The organism is Ferruginibacter sp. SUN106 (genome assembly GCF_050611765.1).
Taxonomy (GTDB): domain Bacteria; phylum Bacteroidota; class Bacteroidia; order Chitinophagales; family Chitinophagaceae; genus Ferruginibacter.
This window is the reverse complement of record NZ_JBODJC010000003.1, coordinates 237,933-256,646: the sequence shown is the minus strand read 5'-3', so window position 1 is coordinate 256,646 and position 18,714 is coordinate 237,933. Positions and strand designations below refer to the sequence as shown.

21 protein-coding genes are annotated in these 18,714 nt (G+C 38.0%); 7 read left to right on the top strand and 14 right to left on the bottom strand.

Annotated features, from left to right (window positions below; all coding sequences use genetic code 11):
• Window positions 1-12: 12 nt before the first annotated feature.
• The 11 genes from ACQ334_RS12515 to ACQ334_RS12465 form a co-directional block, all read right to left on the bottom strand.
• Window positions 13-372 carry a hypothetical protein gene (locus tag ACQ334_RS12515; RefSeq protein ID WP_430988562.1) on the bottom strand — a complete coding sequence of 120 codons (360 nt, stop codon included), beginning with the start codon at window positions 370-372 and terminating at the stop codon, window positions 13-15.
• Between the two features lie 24 nt (window positions 373-396).
• Entirely contained in the window at window positions 397-792 is a 396-nt protein-coding gene (locus ACQ334_RS12510; protein ID WP_430988561.1) for an endonuclease domain-containing protein, read from the bottom strand.
• A gap of 117 nt (window positions 793-909) precedes the next feature.
• Window positions 910-2,085: a tryptophan synthase subunit beta gene (gene trpB / locus ACQ334_RS12505; protein WP_430988560.1), complete on the bottom strand. Its 1,176-nt coding sequence runs from the start codon at window positions 2,083-2,085 to the stop codon at window positions 910-912.
• A 98-nt stretch (window positions 2,086-2,183) separates the two neighbouring features.
• Window positions 2,184-3,179, bottom strand: a complete 996-nt coding sequence (locus ACQ334_RS12500; protein WP_430988559.1) for a hypothetical protein — start codon at window positions 3,177-3,179, stop codon at window positions 2,184-2,186.
• A gap of 184 nt (window positions 3,180-3,363) precedes the next feature.
• Window positions 3,364-4,143 carry a hypothetical protein gene (locus ACQ334_RS12495; RefSeq protein WP_430988558.1) on the bottom strand — a complete coding sequence of 260 codons (780 nt, stop codon included), beginning with the start codon at window positions 4,141-4,143 and terminating at the stop codon, window positions 3,364-3,366.
• Between the two features lie 10 nt (window positions 4,144-4,153).
• Window positions 4,154-4,777, bottom strand: a complete 624-nt coding sequence (locus tag ACQ334_RS12490; RefSeq protein ID WP_430988557.1) for a phosphoribosylanthranilate isomerase — start codon at window positions 4,775-4,777, stop codon at window positions 4,154-4,156.
• A gap of 122 nt (window positions 4,778-4,899) precedes the next feature.
• Window positions 4,900-5,529, bottom strand: coding sequence for a phosphoribosylanthranilate isomerase (locus ACQ334_RS12485; protein WP_430988556.1), 630 nt, complete (start codon window positions 5,527-5,529; stop codon window positions 4,900-4,902).
• Window positions 5,526-6,317, bottom strand: a complete 792-nt coding sequence (gene trpC, locus ACQ334_RS12480; protein WP_430988555.1) for an indole-3-glycerol phosphate synthase TrpC — start codon at window positions 6,315-6,317, stop codon at window positions 5,526-5,528. The genes ACQ334_RS12485 and trpC overlap by 4 nt, the downstream gene beginning before the upstream one ends.
• Window positions 6,317-7,309 carry an anthranilate phosphoribosyltransferase gene (gene trpD / locus ACQ334_RS12475; protein WP_430988554.1) on the bottom strand — a complete coding sequence of 331 codons (993 nt, stop codon included), beginning with the start codon at window positions 7,307-7,309 and terminating at the stop codon, window positions 6,317-6,319. The genes trpC and trpD overlap by 1 nt, the downstream gene beginning before the upstream one ends.
• A gap of 38 nt (window positions 7,310-7,347) precedes the next feature.
• Entirely contained in the window at window positions 7,348-7,917 is a 570-nt protein-coding gene (locus ACQ334_RS12470) for an anthranilate synthase component II (protein ID WP_430988553.1), read from the bottom strand.
• 1 nt (window position 7,918) lies between these two features.
• Complete coding sequence (locus ACQ334_RS12465; RefSeq protein ID WP_430988552.1) at window positions 7,919-9,337, bottom strand: anthranilate synthase component I family protein; 1,419 nt, start codon at window positions 9,335-9,337, stop codon at window positions 7,919-7,921.
• Window positions 9,338-9,545: 208 nt separating this feature from the next.
• On the opposite strand from ACQ334_RS12465, the gene ACQ334_RS12460 reads away from it, so the two are divergent.
• The gene (locus ACQ334_RS12460) at window positions 9,546-10,175 is read left to right on the top strand and encodes an NAD(P)-dependent oxidoreductase (RefSeq protein ID WP_430988551.1); all 630 of its coding nucleotides are present in this window, start codon (window positions 9,546-9,548) and stop codon (window positions 10,173-10,175) included.
• A 62-nt stretch (window positions 10,176-10,237) separates the two neighbouring features.
• On the opposite strand, the gene ACQ334_RS12455 is transcribed toward ACQ334_RS12460, so the two are convergent.
• Window positions 10,238-10,687 (bottom strand): lipocalin family protein, encoded by a 450-nt coding sequence (locus ACQ334_RS12455; RefSeq protein ID WP_430988550.1) that lies wholly within the window; start codon window positions 10,685-10,687, stop codon window positions 10,238-10,240.
• Window positions 10,688-10,889: 202 nt separating this feature from the next.
• Between ACQ334_RS12455 and ACQ334_RS12450 the strand changes: the two genes are divergently transcribed.
• From ACQ334_RS12450 to ACQ334_RS12425, 6 genes are all read left to right on the top strand, one after another.
• The gene (locus tag ACQ334_RS12450; RefSeq protein WP_430988549.1) at window positions 10,890-11,285 is read left to right on the top strand and encodes a hypothetical protein; all 396 of its coding nucleotides are present in this window, start codon (window positions 10,890-10,892) and stop codon (window positions 11,283-11,285) included.
• Between the two features lie 10 nt (window positions 11,286-11,295).
• Complete coding sequence (locus tag ACQ334_RS12445) at window positions 11,296-12,141, top strand: hypothetical protein (protein ID WP_430988548.1); 846 nt, start codon at window positions 11,296-11,298, stop codon at window positions 12,139-12,141.
• Between the two features lie 115 nt (window positions 12,142-12,256).
• Window positions 12,257-12,724 carry an RNA polymerase sigma factor gene (locus tag ACQ334_RS12440; protein WP_430988547.1) on the top strand — a complete coding sequence of 156 codons (468 nt, stop codon included), beginning with the start codon at window positions 12,257-12,259 and terminating at the stop codon, window positions 12,722-12,724.
• Entirely contained in the window at window positions 12,724-13,347 is a 624-nt protein-coding gene (locus ACQ334_RS12435) for a hypothetical protein (RefSeq protein WP_430988546.1), read from the top strand. Before ACQ334_RS12440 ends, ACQ334_RS12435 begins: the two co-directional genes overlap by 1 nt.
• A gap of 193 nt (window positions 13,348-13,540) precedes the next feature.
• Complete coding sequence (locus tag ACQ334_RS12430; RefSeq protein ID WP_430988545.1) at window positions 13,541-15,946, top strand: prolyl oligopeptidase family serine peptidase; 2,406 nt, start codon at window positions 13,541-13,543, stop codon at window positions 15,944-15,946.
• Window positions 15,886-16,383, top strand: a complete 498-nt coding sequence (locus ACQ334_RS12425; protein WP_430989287.1) for a hypothetical protein — start codon at window positions 15,886-15,888, stop codon at window positions 16,381-16,383. Before ACQ334_RS12430 ends, ACQ334_RS12425 begins: the two co-directional genes overlap by 61 nt.
• 59 nt (window positions 16,384-16,442) lie before the next feature.
• Here the strand turns inward: ACQ334_RS12425 and ACQ334_RS12420 are convergent, their stop codons facing one another.
• Complete coding sequence (locus ACQ334_RS12420; RefSeq protein ID WP_430988544.1) at window positions 16,443-16,697, bottom strand: hypothetical protein; 255 nt, start codon at window positions 16,695-16,697, stop codon at window positions 16,443-16,445.
• Window positions 16,698-16,895: 198 nt separating this feature from the next.
• Window positions 16,896-18,563 (bottom strand): right-handed parallel beta-helix repeat-containing protein, encoded by a 1,668-nt coding sequence (locus ACQ334_RS12415; protein ID WP_430988543.1) that lies wholly within the window; start codon window positions 18,561-18,563, stop codon window positions 16,896-16,898.
• Window positions 18,564-18,714: the final 151 nt, after the last annotated feature.

The following is an 18,714-nucleotide window of genomic DNA, read 5'->3' as shown; positions in this document are numbered from 1 at the left end:
GTAAACAGCAATTTAAAATTTATCTGTAGGTGCAATCTCCAATGTTTGTTCGCCTAGTTTAATATGGTGGTATGCTGGTTTTGCATCCACATCTAATGTCAATTTATATAGCACTGTCTTTTTTGTACCAGCCGGAAATTTCACCAGCAAACTATCGCCGCTTCTTTCAATAGTATAATTTTTTCCATCAAAGCCTTCATCAAGACAATACTGAAATTCGTAACGTTCGCCATTAATGTTGCCGGTCATTTTTACAGGCACGGCGTCACTGGTGCAAGCGCCGATTTTTTCTGCTTTCATTTCGTGGTTGATAAAGGTATCGGGGCCACAGGAAGAAAGGAGGATGGTACTTAAAATTAGAAAGTATTTCATGTTTTTGTTTATTGAAGAATGGGCTTATGTATTTTGCACATTATTTTTTTTATACCACTCCTCAATTGTTTTAATTACTTTATTTATATTTTTTAAAACTTCTTCATTGGTAAATCTTAAAACAGTAATACCATTTTCATTCAGGTTGTTTGTTCTTATTTTATCATAAGCTGCAACTTCCGGTTCATTATGCACTTCCCCATCTACTTCTACCGCAAGTTTCATTTTATGGCAATAGAAATCTAAAATATAATCGTCAAATGCATGTTGCCTCCTGAATTTTAAATTACAAACTTTTTCATTTCTTAATGCCTGCCAAAGTCTTTCTTCTGCTCTTGTTTGTACCTTACGCAAATCTCTTGCATTTTCATAAGTTGCTGGCCTTGAGTTTCCATGAAGCTTATCGTTATAATCAGTCATACTTAAAAGTATAAAAGAGTTTTAAAAATAAAAATCGTAACAATTACAAAAACAAAAATTCTTCAAAGTATCAGAGTCAGGCTCCCCTCTCCTCAAGGAGAGGGGTTGGGGGTGAGGTCACAAATGCTTCATATAAGTATCCAAGTCCTTATCCCCTCTTCCACTTAAACATACCACCACCACATCATCTTTTTTAAATGTCATCTTATTCAATGCAAACAATGCATGAGCACTTTCCAGCGCCGGAATAATACCTTCCAGTTTGCTCAATTCAAAAGCGGATGATAACGCTTCTTCATCTGTTGCACTTATAAAAGTACCACGACCGCTCTCATACAAATGTGCATGTAAGGGGCCAATGCCCGGGTAATCCAATCCTGCTGAAATGCTGTGTGGCTCTACCACCTGGCCATCTGCAGTTTGCATCAGCAAACTTTTACTGCCGTGCAAAATACCCGGCTTACCCAGTTGGGTTGTTGCAGCACTCATACCGCTATCAATACCACAACCTGCTGCTTCCACCGCAATTAATTTTACTTCGGCATCATCTAAAAAATGATAGAACGCTCCTGCAGCATTACTGCCACCTCCTACACAGGCCACTACATAACCAGGATTTGCGTTGCCCGTTTTTTCCAATAATTGTTTTTTTATTTCTTCACTGATCACACTTTGAAATCTTGCCACCATATCGGGGTAAGGATGCGGCCCCACCACACTACCAATGATATAATGTGTATCTACAGGATTATTGATCCAGTCACGTATCGCTTCGTTAGTAGCATCTTTTAAAGTTTTGCTGCCGCTTGTTGCAGGCACAACTGTTGCGCCTAACATTTTCATACGGGCCACATTCGGTGCCTGGCGTGCTATATCCACTTCGCCCATGTACACAATACATTCCAAACCTTTCAATGCACACACGGTTGCTGTTGCCACACCATGCTGACCGGCACCTGTTTCTGCAATGATTCTTTTTTTACCTAAACGTTCGGCTAGTAAAATCTGCCCGATAGTATTATTAATTTTATGGGCACCGGTATGGCACAGGTCTTCACGCTTTAAATAAATTGTTGCACCATACTTTGCACTCAATCGTTCTGCTAAAAATAATGGCGTTGGCCTGCCGACATAATCTCTCAGCAGATCCCAGAAATCTTTTTGAAATTGTTCGGCATAAATTATTTTTAAATAATTTTCCTGCAAGGTCTGCACATTAGGAAAAAGCATTTCGGGAATAAAGGCCCCGCCGAAATTGCCGTAATAACCGTGTTCATTTACTGTGTAGTTCATGTTTATTTTTTTATCCCGCCTTGCGGAATTTTGTTTTTGAGACGAGCTGAATTTCTTTGTTCAGCTGCATTGGCGTCGCACTCTTTAACTGGATTTCTTTACTGAACTTTTATTTTGTTTTGCACCTGTTGACTGGCAATAACATCTGATTCCAAAATCCAATTATCATTCTTATTTAATTTTCTTAGCCAATCAATTAAAAATTTAACTCCAAAAGGAGCAGAATTATGATAAGCTGATAATTTTTTTTTAGTGCCGTTGCTAAACATAAATTCTAAATGGCGAGTGCTTAAATCTCGAGAATTATTTAACACATATCGATAATATTCTTTTATACAATAAAATGGCAAGTTCTCCGCAATTGAAAAAAGATATTCAATAGAATCTTTTGAAAGCTCCTTTGACATCACTAGCCTTCTTGTTATTGTATCAAGGTATAAGTCAACTGAATTTAAAACTTTGCCATTCCTGCAGATTGTTATTGTTTCTTCATTAATGGAACTAAAAACACCCCGGTTCCAAAACCTTATTGTGTCAATTTGATAATGTTTATTCAATGAATTGAACTCAACAAAAACATTTTTACAATAGGCAATGGTATCATACATAAATCTATTTTCAAAATGATAAGACGTATCTCCATAATTTTTTTCAGGATCTATTCTGATTAATATAAAAGCATCTTCCTTATAAGGTTTTATCAGATGTAAAGTCTGGTCTTCTGCCGAGTCAGACAAAATCGTAACCAGATATCTTTTTTTTTTATCAGAAATAAATGCCAGTAACGCTGCAGTTTTATTAATACAACCATTCCATATTAAATCTGATTTGCCATCATTATTAAGGTCTGCCTTTACCCAATGATATACATTATGCTTATCAAAATATTTTGAGGTCATCTCATCTGAGAACTTATTACGAATATCCGTATTGCTGTAATAATCAACTGAAAGCTTCAGTTGATTTACCTTAAAATAATATTGATTTAAAAAAGCCAGGGCATCTTTATCTGTCTTTATTGTTTCTACTTTTAGTTGTGCAAATAAATTGCAACAAACAAAAAGAAGCATTGATATGAAAAAATTCTTTTTCAATATTATATATTATTTCACCTGTCACTTATGTTTTGCAAAAGCACCTGCTATCCCTACGGGACTTAAAAACATTTGTCTTATTTTTTCTACCCACCTTGCGCTCCTCCGGAGCTATTATAAATCATAACCTCCTTGTCGTTCTACCAAACAATCTTCTCCATTTCTCCCTTCAGTGGGGAGGGGATTACTCATCGGCCTCATATTTCGCAATTGCTTTCACCGCTTCATCCACCAGCAATATTTCTGTCGTAATAGGATAACCTGAATTTTTATATTCATCCATTATGAGATCTGCCAGTTTCTCTGCAAAAAATTCAAACTCTTTTTCGGCAAATAAATAACTGAAATCCCTTACCGGAATTACAGTTACTATCGGCCAGCCCAATTGCGGTTCTACTTTCTTTCTTAAATTCTTAGATAATACCAATACCGATTTCATGGTTTCATCATCGAGTGTAAAGTAAGCCAGTTTCTTTCCTTCAAAATCTTCCACTTCCAGCACTGCATTATCTAAAACAATATCCAGGTTTTTATAAGCTGTTTGTAAAATGGTTTGATTATCTATTTTCCAAACGTCTAACTGGTCTTCATTGATCCACACTTTTTTATTACCACTGTCGTATACGATCACCATATTAAAATCGTCAGTGATCGGGTAATTGATATATTCTCCAAATTCAAAATCAGAAGGGCAAAGCGAAGGATAGATACCTGTTTTAGCAGTTTCCCAATCGGGCATTTCTTCCTCAGCACTGGCCACTGCTTCTACAAATTCTTCAATAATGATATCCTCCGGTGTTTGTTCGTAATCCTTTCTTAAATTATCCAGGCTCACTCTTACTTCATAATCGCCTTTGGAGAGATAGATCAGTTCCGCTTCGTCAATATCATCTACCACAAAGCCTTTGGCTTCTATCATCCTTTTAAAAGTGATCAGCACGTAATCATCTTTATCGAAATACATAACCGTACAATTAAAGACTTTTCTTAAACAATAAAACCTGTCCCATATCTTTCACACCTGGTTCTTTTTCAAAACGGCTGTTAATATCAACACCAAAGTAATCAGGATGTTTAAACTTTTTTATTTTAGCGATATCATCCACACTAATACCCCCGCTTAAGAAAAATGGTTTTTCAATTTTGGCTTTAGATAATATCTTCCAGTCAAATTGTTTTCCTGTACCACCGGTCTCGCCATCAGCTTTGGTGTCAAACAAATAATAATCGCAAACCGCATCATAATCTGCCACCAGGGCATCAATGTCTGTTGTGGTCTCGTCAATGTTAAATACTTTTATCACTTCCACTTCATCGCTCAGGTCTTCGCACATTTCCGGACTCTCTTCTCCATGCAGCTGTACCACATCCAAACCGTATTCATCAATAGCATCCAGCACATCGATCATTTCCGGGTTTTTAAATACGCCTACTTTTTTCAGATCAAAGTCTGCATTTTTTACTGCTTCCTTATCCAATTTATCTCCCACGTATCTTGGAGAATCTTTTACAAAAATTAACCCGGCAAATTCAATGTTTAACCCGTCTAACTGCTGCAATTGTTTTAACTGTGTAATGCCACAAACTTTAATGTTCATAATCTATATATTGTTTTTTCTTTTTACTGCGTAAAAAATTTTCTGCCACGGATTACACGAATTAACACGGATTAGGAAAAAGACAAATTGTATTTATCCGTGTAAATCTGTGTAATCCGTGGCTACTTTAACTGTTGCGTAAAGTTTTTAATGAGGTTAATATCTTTTATCCCCGGCAATACTTCAAATTTAGTGCTGATGTCAATGGCAAATAATGCTTTTGCTTCAGGTAATTGTGCAAATTCATTTAATTGTTTTGCATCACCGGGCTCAATCATACCACTTAAAAAATAAGGTTTGCCTACTTGTACACCATGTAATTTTTCAAGATTGATTTTTTTGCCAGTACCACCATAACCCACACCTTCGGTATCAATCATAAACATATCGCAATAGTCCATGTATTCCTGTACCCGGTAACCAATATTATCTGTTTCGCTAAAGCGGAATGCTTTTACCACAGAAATATAATCCGCAATTTTTTCACAGAACTTCGGTGTTTCATCGCCATGCAATTGTACCATGTGTAAGCGGCATTCATCCACCATCTGTAATACTTCATCCACTGATGCATTTACAAAAACACCCACTTTGTTCAGTTTATTTTCTTTCTTTATCTGGCTGGTGGTCATGTGCCTTAACACATACCTTGGCGATTTAGGATAAAAAATAAAACCAGCAAAGGATACACCGGCATCGGGCAATTGCAACAACTGCTCTTCCTGTGTAATACCACAAACTTTTACTCTCATTTATCTTTTGCTTTTAGTTGTTGTACAAATTCAGCAAAAGCAATCGTTGGATCAGGCTGCTTCATAAAGTTTTCACCAATTAAAAAGCCTTTGAAACCTGCATCTTTGAAGGTACAAATTGTCTCAATATTGTTGATGCCACTTTCAGCGATTTTTATCTTATCTGCAGGTATTTTTTTCCCCAATTCTATAGATCTGTTAATATCTACGGTAAATGTTTTTAAGTCACGGTTGTTGATGCCTATAATGGCCGTGGCATCGCAGATGTGCTGCAGTTCTTCTTCGGTATGTATTTCCAGCAGCACTTCCAGTTGCAGGCGGTTTGCAAATTCAGCCAGTTCCTTTACTCTTGCAGGAGATAAGCAGGCGGCAATCAATAAGATCACATCTGCCCCCATTGCCCTGGCTTCCACAACCTGGTATTCATCAATAATAAAATCTTTTCTCAAAATAGGAATATCATGCACCCTTGCTTTTTGCAGGTCAGCAGCTGTACCGCCAAAAAAATGTTCATCCGTTAATACCGATAAACAGCTGGCACCATTAGTAGCATAAGCCTTAGTTACTTCTACCACATCTGCGGTATCATTGATAATTCCTTTTGAAGGAGATTTTCTTTTGAATTCTGCGATGATGCCGGTTTTGTTTTCATCCAATAAGAATTGTTTTAAAGAAAAAGTTTTTCTTGAATACAATTCATTTTGTTGCAAGTCAGCAATACTTGCCTTTTCTTTAGCTGCTGCTACCTCAATCTCTTTATGTGCTATTATTGTGTCTAAAATATTCATTATTGCAAACTGATTATTTTTTGTAAAGATTCGTAAGCCTTCCCGCTTTCCAAACTTTCCACTGCGGCATGATAAGCATCTTCATAGGTAGCATACTGGCCGGTGCTTTGCAATGCCATTGCTGAATTAGCAAACACCACTGCATTTTGTGCCCAGGTGCCTTCGCCTTTTAAAATTTTCAAAAATATTTTTGCTGCTTCTTCTACGGTATTACCGCCATAAATATCTTCGGGGTTCACCATTCGTTTGCCTAATACTTCGGCTGTTACAATTTTTTCTCCTTCATTGGTGATCACTTTCGTATCTCCTGTTAAAGAAATTTCATCGTAGCCATCTAATGAATGTATGATCGTAAACTTGCCTCCACCCTGTTGTAATAAATAATTGTAGATCCTGGCCATTTCTAAATTGTAAACACCCACTAACTGATACTTTGGAAATGCAGGATTTACCATTGGGCCCAGCATATTAAAAAATGTGCGGACGCCTAAATTTTTTCTTATTGGTCCAACAGCTTTTAATGCCGGGTGAAACATAGGTGCATGCAGGAAACAAATATTCGCTGTTTCAATTTCTTTTTGCAAAGCACCTGCGTCATTTTTAAATATATACCCTAACTGCTCCATTACATTACTACTGCCACTTATTGATGTTGCACCATAGTTACCATGCTTGGCTACTTTATTTCCTGTACCCGCCACAATAAAACAACTGAGTGTTGAAATATTGAAGGTATTTTTTCCATCACCACCTGTACCCACAATATCAATTACATCATGGCCATTCAGATCTACTCTTACACAAAGTTCCAGCAACGCATCTCTAAAACCCTGCAATTCATCAATGGTAATACTCCGCATTAAAAACACGGTAATGAATGAGGCGATCTCACTTTCGTTGTACATGTTTTTAGAAATGTTGAGCAACACTTCTTTAGCTTGTTCCCGGGAAAGCGTTTTATGTTCGAATAAATAATTAAGAATCTTTTTCATTTTTATTTCACGAATTATTACTAATTACACTAATTGTTTTATAGCGCCAGCCAATTTTTGAGTATTTTTTCCCCATCAGGCGTTAACACACTCTCCGGGTGAAACTGTACGCCTTGCACATCATAAGTTTTATGCTGCAATGCCATAATATAACCGTTGTCATCTATTGCTGTTACTTCTAATTCTTTTGGAAAGTTTTCGTTACTGATGATCCAGCTGTGGTATCTCCCCACTTCAATTGAATCTCCTAATCCTTTTAGAATTTCAGATTTTGTATTTAGAATTTTTATCGGTGTAGCTACTCCATGATACACTTTACTAAGGTTTGTAAGTGTTCCGCCAAATGCTTCGCCTATTGCCTGGTGCCCCAGACAAACACCTAAAATAGATTTTGTTGCTGCATATTGTTTTATCAACGGCAATAACAATCCTGCTTCGGATGGAATGCCGGGGCCGGGTGATAAAATAATTTTATCATAAGCATTCACTTCTTCCAGACTAATTTCATCATTACGATATACATCTACTTTTTCATTAGTGATCTTTTCCACCAAATGAACAAGGTTGTAAGTAAAAGAATCGTAATTGTCAAACACCAGAATTTTCATCTTAAATATTTTGTGCTAAAACGATAGCTTGTTTCAATGCGTTTAATTTATTATTTACTTCCTGCAATTCACTTTCTGGTTTACTTGCAGCTACCACACCTGCACCAGCCTGGTACACCAGTGTGTTATTACGGCTTAAAAATGTCCTGATCATTATAGCATGATTGATCGTTCCGTTAAAACCAACGATACCAATGGCACCACCATAATAACTTCTTGGTGTGGGTTCAAATTCATTGATGAGTTGCATCGCTTTAAACTTAGGAGCGCCACTCAATGTACCTGCAGGAAAAGTGGTGGCGATCAATTTAAACGGATTGGCTTCCGGGCCAACAGCCCCCATTACTTCACTTACCAAGTGAATCACATGACTATAGTAATTGATCTTTTTGTATTGCGTAACTTCTACTTTATTGCACATGCGGCTGAGATCATTTCTTGCAAGGTCAACCAGCATTACGTGTTCTGCATTTTCTTTTTCATCAGCTTCCAATGCAACGGCTAATGCCTTATCTGTTTCATCATCACCGGTTCTTTTAAAAGTTCCTGCAATGGGATGTACAATTGCTTTTCCATTCTGAACGATCAACTGGCTTTCGGGTGATGAGCCAATCAGTTTATAATCGCCGTAATCAAAATAAAATAAGTACGGAGAAGGGTTGATACTGCGTAATGCCCTGTACACATTAAATTCATCGCCGGTAAACTGTTGTTCAAATTTTCTGCTCAATACTATCTGGAACACATCGCCCCTGTGGCAACTGGCAATTCCTTTTTTTACAATGTCAATATATGCTTCATTGGTAAGATTAGAAGTTTCTTCACTAGCGGTTTTAAAAGGAAATGTAGGAACGTCTTTACTCTTGATTAAACTTTCCACCACAGCTACTTCGCTATCCATTCCTTTAATTACATTTTCGCAGATGAACAATTCATCTTTAAAATGATTGATGACGATAATGTATTGATACAGGCGATAACGCATCAGCGGAATGCCAGGCGTGATGGGTGAGTTATGAGACGTGAGTTTAACAGAATCAAAGAATTGTACAGCATCATAAGTAGTGTAACCAAATAAACCTTGCGCTATATTCACCTGCTTTTGTGCTGTAGGTTGAATATCAAAACGGTTCATAAAATCCCACAAATGCCCGGGAACATCAGTAGGTTTTGCAATGGCAATCTTTTCTGCTTTATGCCCCGGCAATTTATACTCAATAAATGCCGTGTTGCTGATTTCAATTCCGGCAATGGCATTGATACCAATAAATGAGTAACTGTTTTCTCCTGCATGAAAGTCGGTACTTTCCAGTAAAATGGTATCCCGGAACCTGTCACGCAAACGCAGGTAAATACCCACCGGTGTGTATACATCGGCCAGGAGTTTTTTGAATTCCGTTCTGATCTCGATCTTCTTCATAATATGCAATTAAAAAGCCCGGCACTTGTGCCGGGCTTAAACTATTTTATACAGATATCAATAGCAAAAAAGGCACAATCAGTTGACTATGCTCCACCACCAGCTATTGTTATTTGTGTTGATATTTTTCATTTACAGTGCAAATATGAGGGCAAAATTTTAATTGGGCAAATTTTTTTACCACGTACCTTTAAATAAAAATTCAACCATGACTATTATTGTATTTGGTGCAACCGGAATGGTGGGCAAACAATTGGTACAACAGGCTTTATTTAAGGGGTATAGCGTAAAAGCATTTGGCAGAAATGTATTCAGCGAATTTGATACTGACACCAAAAACCTGGAACTAATTAAAGGGGCCTTGTTTGATGAGGGCGAAGTGCAGGACGCTATCAAAGGTTGTGATGCAGTTTTATCTGCTTTAGGCGGTGGCTTTGATGGCAATGATAAAACCAGGACATTGGGTATTAAAAATATCATTGCGCAAATGAAAAAAAATGGTGTGCAAAGAATTGTGGCTATCGGCGGTATGGGTGTGTTAAATGCCGATGAAGACACTTTAATTCTGGATACAGAAAATTATCCTAAAGAAATGATCCCTGTTGGTAAAGAACACCAGCAGGCTTATCAATATTTAAAAGAAAGTGGTGTGGATTTTACATTTGTTTGTCCGCCTGCTATTAAAGATCATGAAGCAACCGGTGCATTTACTACCAATGCTGATTATTTACCCGAGCCTAACAATAACATTATCAACTCAGGCGATCTGGCTCTGTTCATGCTAAACGAGTTGGAGAAGAATGAATATGTAAAAAAGAGAGTAGGTATTTCAAATTGATTGGTTTAAATAAAAAACAGGGCGCAGGCAGACACTGCGCCCTGTTTTTTTACTGCCGGTAATTATTGTTTCACCATTGTAAAAGTGAACTTATCTCCCGGCAGGTTAACATTTTCTGCATAATACACTAATGTTTTGCAATCATAGCTGCTTATGGTACCATTAACGGTACCATCGCTGTTGATAGTATTGCCGTTTACAGACCAAGTGCCGTCATTGCTTCCGTTTGGAGTACACACCGTACCTGCATCATTGTAATGATAGGTGCCATTACTTTTTAAAGTAACAATATCATCCTTTTCACAAGCGTCCATAAAATCCAGGTAATTTACAACTGGTGCAGCGGCATCACGCTTGTACTGTAATGCGGTTAGTTTGTAAGCACCGGAAAGATTTGTCATGTTAATACTGCAGTCCGGTACCGGTGGCGTAACAGGATCTTTTTTGCAAGAGAAAAACAGGGTGCTACATACAATGGCTGTTAAAGCCCATTTCATTTTTACTGTGTTCATACATTTTTGTTTTTAATGGTTATACTTTTTGTTTGATGGTAATACCTTAAAAGTTTACCGGAGGTTGGGTACAGGCAAAAAAATATTTTTTTTTCTTTTACCCAACCTTTACCAAAAAGCAGGGGTATTGCTAAAGAACGACAGCTGATACAGCAATCAGCAGCTTTCAAACCATATTATCAACAATTAAAACAGTATAACCATGACAAGTAAAAAAACAATTGCAATTTTACTGGCAGCAACTACAATAGTTACCACCAGTTGCTTTAAAGATCCTGTTGCAGGCAGCAACGGAAATTATTTAAAATTCAGCAATGCCACTTTAGCACTAAAGAACACAAAAGGTGCAAGAGGTGCAGTGCAGGTGCAATCCAATACCGGCTGGAAGCTGAGTATAGAAGCTCCGGCACCCGATTGGATGACGGTAAATAAAATGGCGGGCACCAATAATGATTCATTAATAGTGTTTGCTGCAAAGGATAATAATACAGGCGGCTACAAATTTGCCAATATTATTGCCACATCCGTAAATGACAGCCTGCTGCGACCAGTGAGGGTAACAGTAGTACAATACGATTCTTCATACAAAGGAAAATAAATAAATTGCAATGCGTAAGTATAAAAGTATAGCCATGAAAAATACCTTCATCTTATTGTGTATAATACTACTGGCATCCTGCGGTAATTCTATTAAGTTAGCGGTGCCCACCGTTTTTAAAGAGCAGGCTACCATGTTGCATGTAAGTGGTGCAAGAGGTAATAAAATGTCTTTTGGAAATTATAAAAGTTCCAAAATAAAAAGAGGCATGCATTTAACCTATCCCGGTTGGGGCCGCGGTTTTTTCCTGGAGAATTTGTTGCTCAATAATATCGGCCTGCAAAAATCGGAGCATGTACAAAAAGAAAAAGCGCAATTCCGTTATTCATTAAGCGATGGAAAAAATAACGTGGATATTTTTGGCAAGGAAAGAGAATTGACGAGAAGCCTGGAGTATAAGCTTTTAGGTGCTCCGGGCATATTAAACAGTTTCGAACGGGTGCAGGATCATCAGTACATTTTTTCTGCAGTGATACAAACGGATGCGGCACAAAATGAAAAAACCTGGGAACTGATCATGAGTAATGTGTACGACAGAAAAAAAGATACTTCAAAAAGTTTATTCACTGTAATAAGGCCCGACGATGATGGCATGGCCACGAATGGCAAGGATAGCATTTTCATAAAACCTATCAGTTTAAAAAACACAGAATCTGCCAATGGCAAACAGGGAAGATTGCTGGTAAAAATGTTATCCGGTTACGAACTGAGTACAAGAGATGGTGTGATTGCAGTAATAGATGCTATTGACAGAAATATCTGGTTTTACAACGAGTTGAGTGATGCTGATAAATTACTGGTAGCCGGAATTTCAACAGCCATCTTTGCAAGAAAAGTGAATGATACTAAATGGTAACAACTAACCGCTGACGAGGTTAGTTGCTACACAGCAGACTTTAATTTTACTGGAACAGCACCTACATAATATCATCAATGAATGCCGCAATGGCAACAGGAAAGCGCAGGAACAATTGTACCGGCAGCTGTATGGCTTCGCCATGGCCATTGCTATGCGCTATGCCATTGATGAACAAGAAGCAGCAGATATTATGAGTCATGCTTTTGTAAAAATGTTCCGCAGTATCAGCACTTTCGATGAAACCAAAGGCAACTTTCATGGCTGGCTCAAAAGAATTGTCATCAACGAATCATTAGACCACATCAAACAACGCAGCCGCTTCACCACACAGGAAATAGATACCACCGACGAACCTGCGATCAATAATGCCGTGATTGAAAAAACAGATGCAGCCGAAATTATGCAGCTCATCAAACAATTGCCACCAGCCACTCATGCCGTTTTTGTTTTGTTTGCCATTGATGGATTTGCCCACAAAGAAATTGCAGCGCAATTAAATATCAGTGAGGGCACCAGCAAATGGCATTTGAGTGAAGCAAGAAAAATTTTACAACAAAAATTAACATCGATAAAAACTTAGTGAACACACCCACACCATACGAAAATTTAATTGCAGCAAAGCTGGATCAGATTCCTGTGCCTGACATGGCCGACAGCATCTGGGCCAATATTGAAATGCAGTTAGATGCCGACCTGGATATTGATGATAACAAACCGTCAGATAATCCAGGTTCTGTAAAACCTGGTATGGGTAAAGGATTTTATTTTTCTATTCTTTCTGCCATCATTATTGCATTGGTCATTATTTATAAAGAAAATAAAAAAACAAAAAATAAGAACAACATATTACCGGTAATCCCCAAAACTGAAACAGTAGTTCCGGTAGCAGATAGCAGTCAGTCTATAAAAGATCCTGTTCAAAAAAACAGTACCGCTATACCTCAAAGCAGTAACATAAAAGATACTACGGCAAATCCATTTAATCCCGGCAATAGAATTATTTTCGATTCACTTGCACACCAGGCAATTCCCCAGGCACAACCTGATTCATCACAACCGTTATTAAAAAATAAAATAGCACCTCCTTCCCTGGATTCCCTTACCCTTCCGCCAATAAACAAACCCAAAGGGGTAAAAGGTATTAACGATGATGATTATAAAATAAAAACCGGTAAAAAAGATACTACTAAAAGGGGCGGTTAAAAACTTCATTAACAAACACGTTATATTATCTCACCATTTAAAGTATATGAGAAAAGGTAAAGCCGCTGGGTCAAACTTAAATGTCTTATATGCCTTAAATCATAAAACTCAAACGGCAGGGTTACCACGGACCTATATTTTTAATTCCCAAAACAACGGAGTTTTCTTAATTTACATCACTAATTAAACTGTTATGAAAAAGATCTTCTTTGTTGCACTGTTTTTTGCAACCTGCAAATTATCTGCACAGGATGCCATTGAATACCAAACCCCACCTAAAGAAATTTATGATCTTGTTATGGCGAAACCCACACCGGGTGTAAATTTCAACAGTAAGGGACAATACATGCTGGTACTCGATCGCAGCAGTATGCCGTCTGTAGAAGATCTGGCGCAGCCTGAACTACGCATTGCAGGGTTACGCATCAACCCCAATAATTTTTCACCCAGCAGAACTGCCTATTTTACCAGCATAACAATTAAAGAAGTAAACAGCGGAAAAGAATTTGCCGTTACAGGTTTACCCGCCAATTTAAAAGCCGGCAATCTGCAATGGAGCCCCAATGAAGATAAAGCCGCCTTTACCAATACTACCAACACTACAGTTGATATTTATGTGATCGATATTAAAACACATAAAGCCACCAAAGTAAATAAAGCTGCTGTAAACCTGGTTTTAGGCGCTGCGTTCGACTGGATAGATAACAACAGTTTATTGTACACTGCGGTAAACAAACCTTTATCCATGGCACCTAAAAAACCTTTGGCTCCTAAAGGCCCTACGGTACAGGAAAATCTTGGCAAGGTTGCTGCCAGTGTAACTTACCAGGACTTGATAAAAAATCCTTTTGATGAAAGCCAGTTTGAATTTTATGCTACCACACAATTAATAAAAAATAACAATGGTACCGAAACAAAAATTGGCATACCTGCTATTTACAGCAGCGTGAACACTTCTCCTGATAAAAAGTATTTACTGGTGGAAAGAATTGATAAACCATTTTCTTACCTGGTAACTGCCGGTGGTTTCAATTCTACCATGCTGATCACTGATATGAATGGAAACACTCTAAAACAATTAGCTAAATTACCCAGCAGCGAACTGGCACCAACAGGAAATGATAATGTATTGAATGCACCACGTGGCTATAATTGGTTAGACAACTCCCCTGCCACTGTGCAATGGATTGAACCATTGGACAGCGGCCTCATTAAAAAGAAAATGGATTTTCATGATGCTGCTTATATATTGGCGGCGCCATTTACCGGTACACCAAAAGAACTGGTAAAAACGGCACAGCGTATGTACAATGTTACCGATGTTACCACTGATCTGTTTTTTGTAACTGAAGGTTCAAGAGCAAAGCACCGCCAGAAAATGAGCAAGCTTACTGCTGATGGTAAAATGGAAGTACTGATAGACCGCAGTACAGACGATGCGTACAACGATCCCGGAACTCCACTGACAGAAAAAAATAAATACGGTAGAAATACAATAAAACTGGTAAACGGCACCCAATTATTTATGAGAGGCATTGGTGCATCATCAAAAGGTGATTTGCCTTTTTTAAATAGCTTCAACATCAATACCAAAGAAACCAAACAACTATGGCGTTGTGAAGAACCTTATTACGAAACCCTCACTGATGTATTGGATTTTGATAAACTTATCATTATTACCAATAAGCAAAGTCAAACCGAGCCGCCTAATTATTATGTACGTAATTTAAGTACCGGTACAGCTAAAGCTATCACTGCATTTGCCGATCCGCAGCCGGGATTACGTGGTATTACTAAACAAAAAATTACTTACAAACGTAAAGATGGTGTCGATCTTGCAGCAGACCTGTATTTACCTAAAGGTTATGATAAAGCAAAAGACGGCCCTTTGCCGGTGATGATGTGGGCTTATCCCCGTGAATTTAAAAGCGCTGCAGATGCGGCACAATTGCGTGGCAGCAAATATACTTTCACACGTGTTGGTTATGGCTCCATTGTTTTTTGGGCAACACAGGGTTATGCCATTATGGACAATACAGAATTCCCCATTGTAGGTGAAGGCGATAAACAACCCAATGACAATTTTGTAGACCAGCTTACCTGGAGTGCAGAAGCCGCTATCAACAAAATTGCAGAAATGGGTGTTGGCGACAGCAGCCGTGTTGCAGTAGGCGGCCACAGTTACGGCGCATTTATGACGGCTAACTTGCTTGCACACACGAACCTGTTTAAGGCAGGCATTGCACGCAGTGGTGCTTACAACCGCACCCTCACTCCTTTCGGTTTTCAAAATGAAGAACGCACTTACTGGCAGGCACCTGAAGTATATTTTAACATGAGCCCATTTGCTTTTGCAGATAAAATTAAAACGCCTTTGCTGATGATACATGGCGAAGCCGATAATAACCCTGGCACTTTCCCTATACAAAGCGAACGCCTGTACAATGCTATTAAAGGCCACGGCGGTACCGTACGTTTTGTACAACTGCCATTTGAAGCCCATGGCTATGCCGCTAAAGAAAATATTTTACACATGTTGTGGGAACAACACCAGTGGCTGGAGAAATATGTGAAGCATGGAGGAAAATATGTGAAGTAATACATCTAAATTATTATTTAGATGTTGTGAGGCGTCTTTATTGCAGTGAGAACATTTTATTAAATTGGATAAGAAGGCAAATAATGAAAACCAGTTTATCAGTAATTGAAATACAAAAAGGAATTAAGTTCCCAGTAATTTATAAAAGATTCTTTGAGAATTGTTCATCTTCTATTCCGCAGAAATTAATCGGTACAGACCTTCTGAATACAAATCCTGATTTAAATAAATTTGCTTATGAACTTTTAACCGAGGATAACGTTGATATTTTTTTAGCTGAAGATGATATTGTTTTTATGATGCACCAGGGATATATGTTTTGGTATTTTAAAGCTGATGGTAATCCTGATCCAATTGTATACGGTTATTACGAACGTAAATTAACACCAGATAACCATGGATGTTTATCCAATTTCATTAAAGAATTAACTGAGTAGCTTAAATAGAAATGCTTAAATATTTTATGGCCGGTCTGTTACCGGCCATTTTATTAAAATTACTTCTTCGTCAAACTCTTATTCACCTGCCAGGCAAAAATATATCCCACAATACCACCTATCAATAATCCTGTCAATAATCCGGTTACACTGGAGGCTCCTGTAAAATAACTAATACCCAAACCAATCAATGCGAAAAATAAAACACCGATTATTATAGATTGATTTGTTTTTTTATGCTTTGGATGAGCAGTTGCAGGAGTGTCGTGATGCTGTATATGCTTGTGCGGATGTCGGTTTTTAGATTGAGGCATAATTTTTATTTTCAAGATACGATTTTTTAAACAGCCTGTACTCCGGAATTCACTAATCATTCGCAGCCACCGGCATGATTAAGATCATTGGTAAACCTGGTGATGAAAAACAAAGAGACCCGGTGAGGGGCTCTTTGCAATAGCAATTGATGTGACAATTGTTTTATCAAACTACACTGTTACGATCCGTTTACTAAATTAAAATTCTTTATACCCAATATCCGGTTTAGTACCTAAGAAAGGCAAGCCTACATTAATACCTGCATCAATAAGCGGACTACCGCTTGTTAAAGCATAGTTGGTACCAAAAGTGGGTAGTACATTTAAATTACCGGTATAGCTGTAGTTGGTTGGTGTTAACCCGTTATACTTTGGATTGTTACCATTACCATTGTTATAAATATCGTTGTTTTGAATAGACAACATATCCATACCAACTGTACCGCCCTGCACCAGCCAGCCGCTTTTAATATTACCGATGATGTTGTTTTTAATATTGATGTTTTTAGCAAAGCCTGTATTCAATCCTCCTAAATTAATACCCCACCATGGTGCATCAGTAGCTGAAGCTACCAGTGTGTTGTTAAAAACATTAAAATTATTGACACTAAAATTTGCATCATTATTAAAGATGCCAATCAAGCCACCGGTATTCTGTGCCATTGTAATATTGGTGATCAGGTTTTTTTGAATGGTTATATTTTGCACTGCATTACCTGAACGGGGGTTAAACTCAATACCGTGTGCCTTTTTATCAATCGTATTGTTTTCAATAATAGCACCATCAGTATTGTACTCCAAAACAATACCGCTTTCTATCCAGCTGTTTAAATTAGTTTGTTTTATCACGTTATCATGTATATACACGCTATACGTATAGGAACCCTTTGTCTGATAATTCAGGTCGATAGAACCACCAATGATGGTGTTACCATAAATTTCCAATCCTGATTCGTTAAACAATTCAATAGCAAAATTCCATCCTGTATTTCCGGTAGAGTTACCCATTGGAATTTTATTAAGGGTGTTGTTATAAATTTTACAACCTTTAAGATACCCTTCGTTCCAGCCTTTAATGGGCCAGCCATTGTATCCCTCCGGCCTGCTGGTTTGAGAAATGGTATTGTTGTAGATCAGCATACCATCCTGGCCGCCAATATTTAAACAACCACGGCCATAAGTACCCGTAGACAAATTATACGCAGCGGAGTTGCTTACAGTGTTGTTATAAAAAGTATTTCCTGTTGCATAAACAGATGGTGGTGCACCATTGCCATCGTTTCTGCCACCAAATAAAACACCACGGTCTTTAAAATCCACCAATGTAATATCATGAATACTTACATTGCTTCTGCCTCCTACATAAATTCCCCAGAAGGTGGATAAATTCTGTCCGTCGAATTTTAAATTTGATACATGCTGATTACCATTTGTACCTTCGGGAGAACGCAATGATAAAAGTTCTGTCCAATCTGCAGTAAGTGTAGATTTTAATATTGAAGTAACTCCATCCCCTTCAATACTTACACCGGGTTTTAAAGCAGATTGTTGTGTTTCTACATAAGTACCTGCATTCACATGAATGATAGCACCACTTGCGGATACGGTAGAAGTGGCTTTGTATAAGGTTTTCCATGGGGCACCAATAGCACCGGTACCAGTTGCATCATTACCGGAAGTACTGATGTAAAAAGTATTGGCTGCGCCGGTTCCTGTTCCGCCTGTTCTGATCCTGCGATCGGTAATAGCAGAATCAGTAGCTGCTGCTGCATCAGGCTGAATCACGTCGCCTTTTTTACATGCAGTAAAACTGGTAACTGCAAGGGCAAAAATAGCCACTCTTTTTTTTAATGTTACACTTTTCATAGGTGTGTGTTTGTTTTTTAATTAATAAATAATAGATTCCTAAGATCAGTTTCCCGAAAAAAGAATTATTACAGTTGGAGTGTATTGAAATGGTGTTACCGGCTGGAAGATTATTGCGATGGAAATATGTATTTCCCGGATTAAAAACTGT

Excerpts from the sequence above, each read along its gene's own strand:
- ACQ334_RS12420 (WP_430988544.1), bottom strand. The coding sequence starts at position 16,697 with ATGCCTCAATCTAAAAACCGACATCCGCACAAGCATATACAGCATCAC.
- trpD (WP_430988554.1), bottom strand. The coding sequence starts at position 7,309 with ATGAAAAAGATTCTTAATTATTTATTCGAACATAAAACGCTTTCCCGG.
- ACQ334_RS12455 (WP_430988550.1), bottom strand. The coding sequence starts at position 10,687 with ATGAACACAGTAAAAATGAAATGGGCTTTAACAGCCATTGTATGTAGC.
- trpB (WP_430988560.1), bottom strand. The coding sequence starts at position 2,085 with ATGAACTACACAGTAAATGAACACGGTTATTACGGCAATTTCGGCGGG.
- ACQ334_RS12445 (WP_430988548.1), top strand. The coding sequence starts at position 11,296 with ATGCGTAAGTATAAAAGTATAGCCATGAAAAATACCTTCATCTTATTG.
- trpC (WP_430988555.1), bottom strand. The coding sequence starts at position 6,317 with ATGAATATTTTAGACACAATAATAGCACATAAAGAGATTGAGGTAGCA.
- ACQ334_RS12415 (WP_430988543.1), bottom strand. The coding sequence starts at position 18,563 with ATGAAAAGTGTAACATTAAAAAAAAGAGTGGCTATTTTTGCCCTTGCA.
- ACQ334_RS12510 (WP_430988561.1), bottom strand. The coding sequence starts at position 792 with ATGACTGATTATAACGATAAGCTTCATGGAAACTCAAGGCCAGCAACT.
- ACQ334_RS12485 (WP_430988556.1), bottom strand. The coding sequence starts at position 5,529 with ATGAGAGTAAAAGTTTGTGGTATTACACAGGAAGAGCAGTTGTTGCAA.
- ACQ334_RS12430 (WP_430988545.1), top strand. The coding sequence starts at position 13,541 with ATGAAAAAGATCTTCTTTGTTGCACTGTTTTTTGCAACCTGCAAATTA.
- ACQ334_RS12450 (WP_430988549.1), top strand. The coding sequence starts at position 10,890 with ATGACAAGTAAAAAAACAATTGCAATTTTACTGGCAGCAACTACAATA.
- ACQ334_RS12460 (WP_430988551.1), top strand. The coding sequence starts at position 9,546 with ATGACTATTATTGTATTTGGTGCAACCGGAATGGTGGGCAAACAATTG.
- ACQ334_RS12465 (WP_430988552.1), bottom strand. The coding sequence starts at position 9,337 with ATGAAGAAGATCGAGATCAGAACGGAATTCAAAAAACTCCTGGCCGAT.
- ACQ334_RS12515 (WP_430988562.1), bottom strand. The coding sequence starts at position 372 with ATGAAATACTTTCTAATTTTAAGTACCATCCTCCTTTCTTCCTGTGGC.
- ACQ334_RS12490 (WP_430988557.1), bottom strand. The coding sequence starts at position 4,777 with ATGAACATTAAAGTTTGTGGCATTACACAGTTAAAACAATTGCAGCAG.
- ACQ334_RS12495 (WP_430988558.1), bottom strand. The coding sequence starts at position 4,143 with ATGTATTTCGATAAAGATGATTACGTGCTGATCACTTTTAAAAGGATG.
- ACQ334_RS12470 (WP_430988553.1), bottom strand. The coding sequence starts at position 7,917 with ATGAAAATTCTGGTGTTTGACAATTACGATTCTTTTACTTACAACCTT.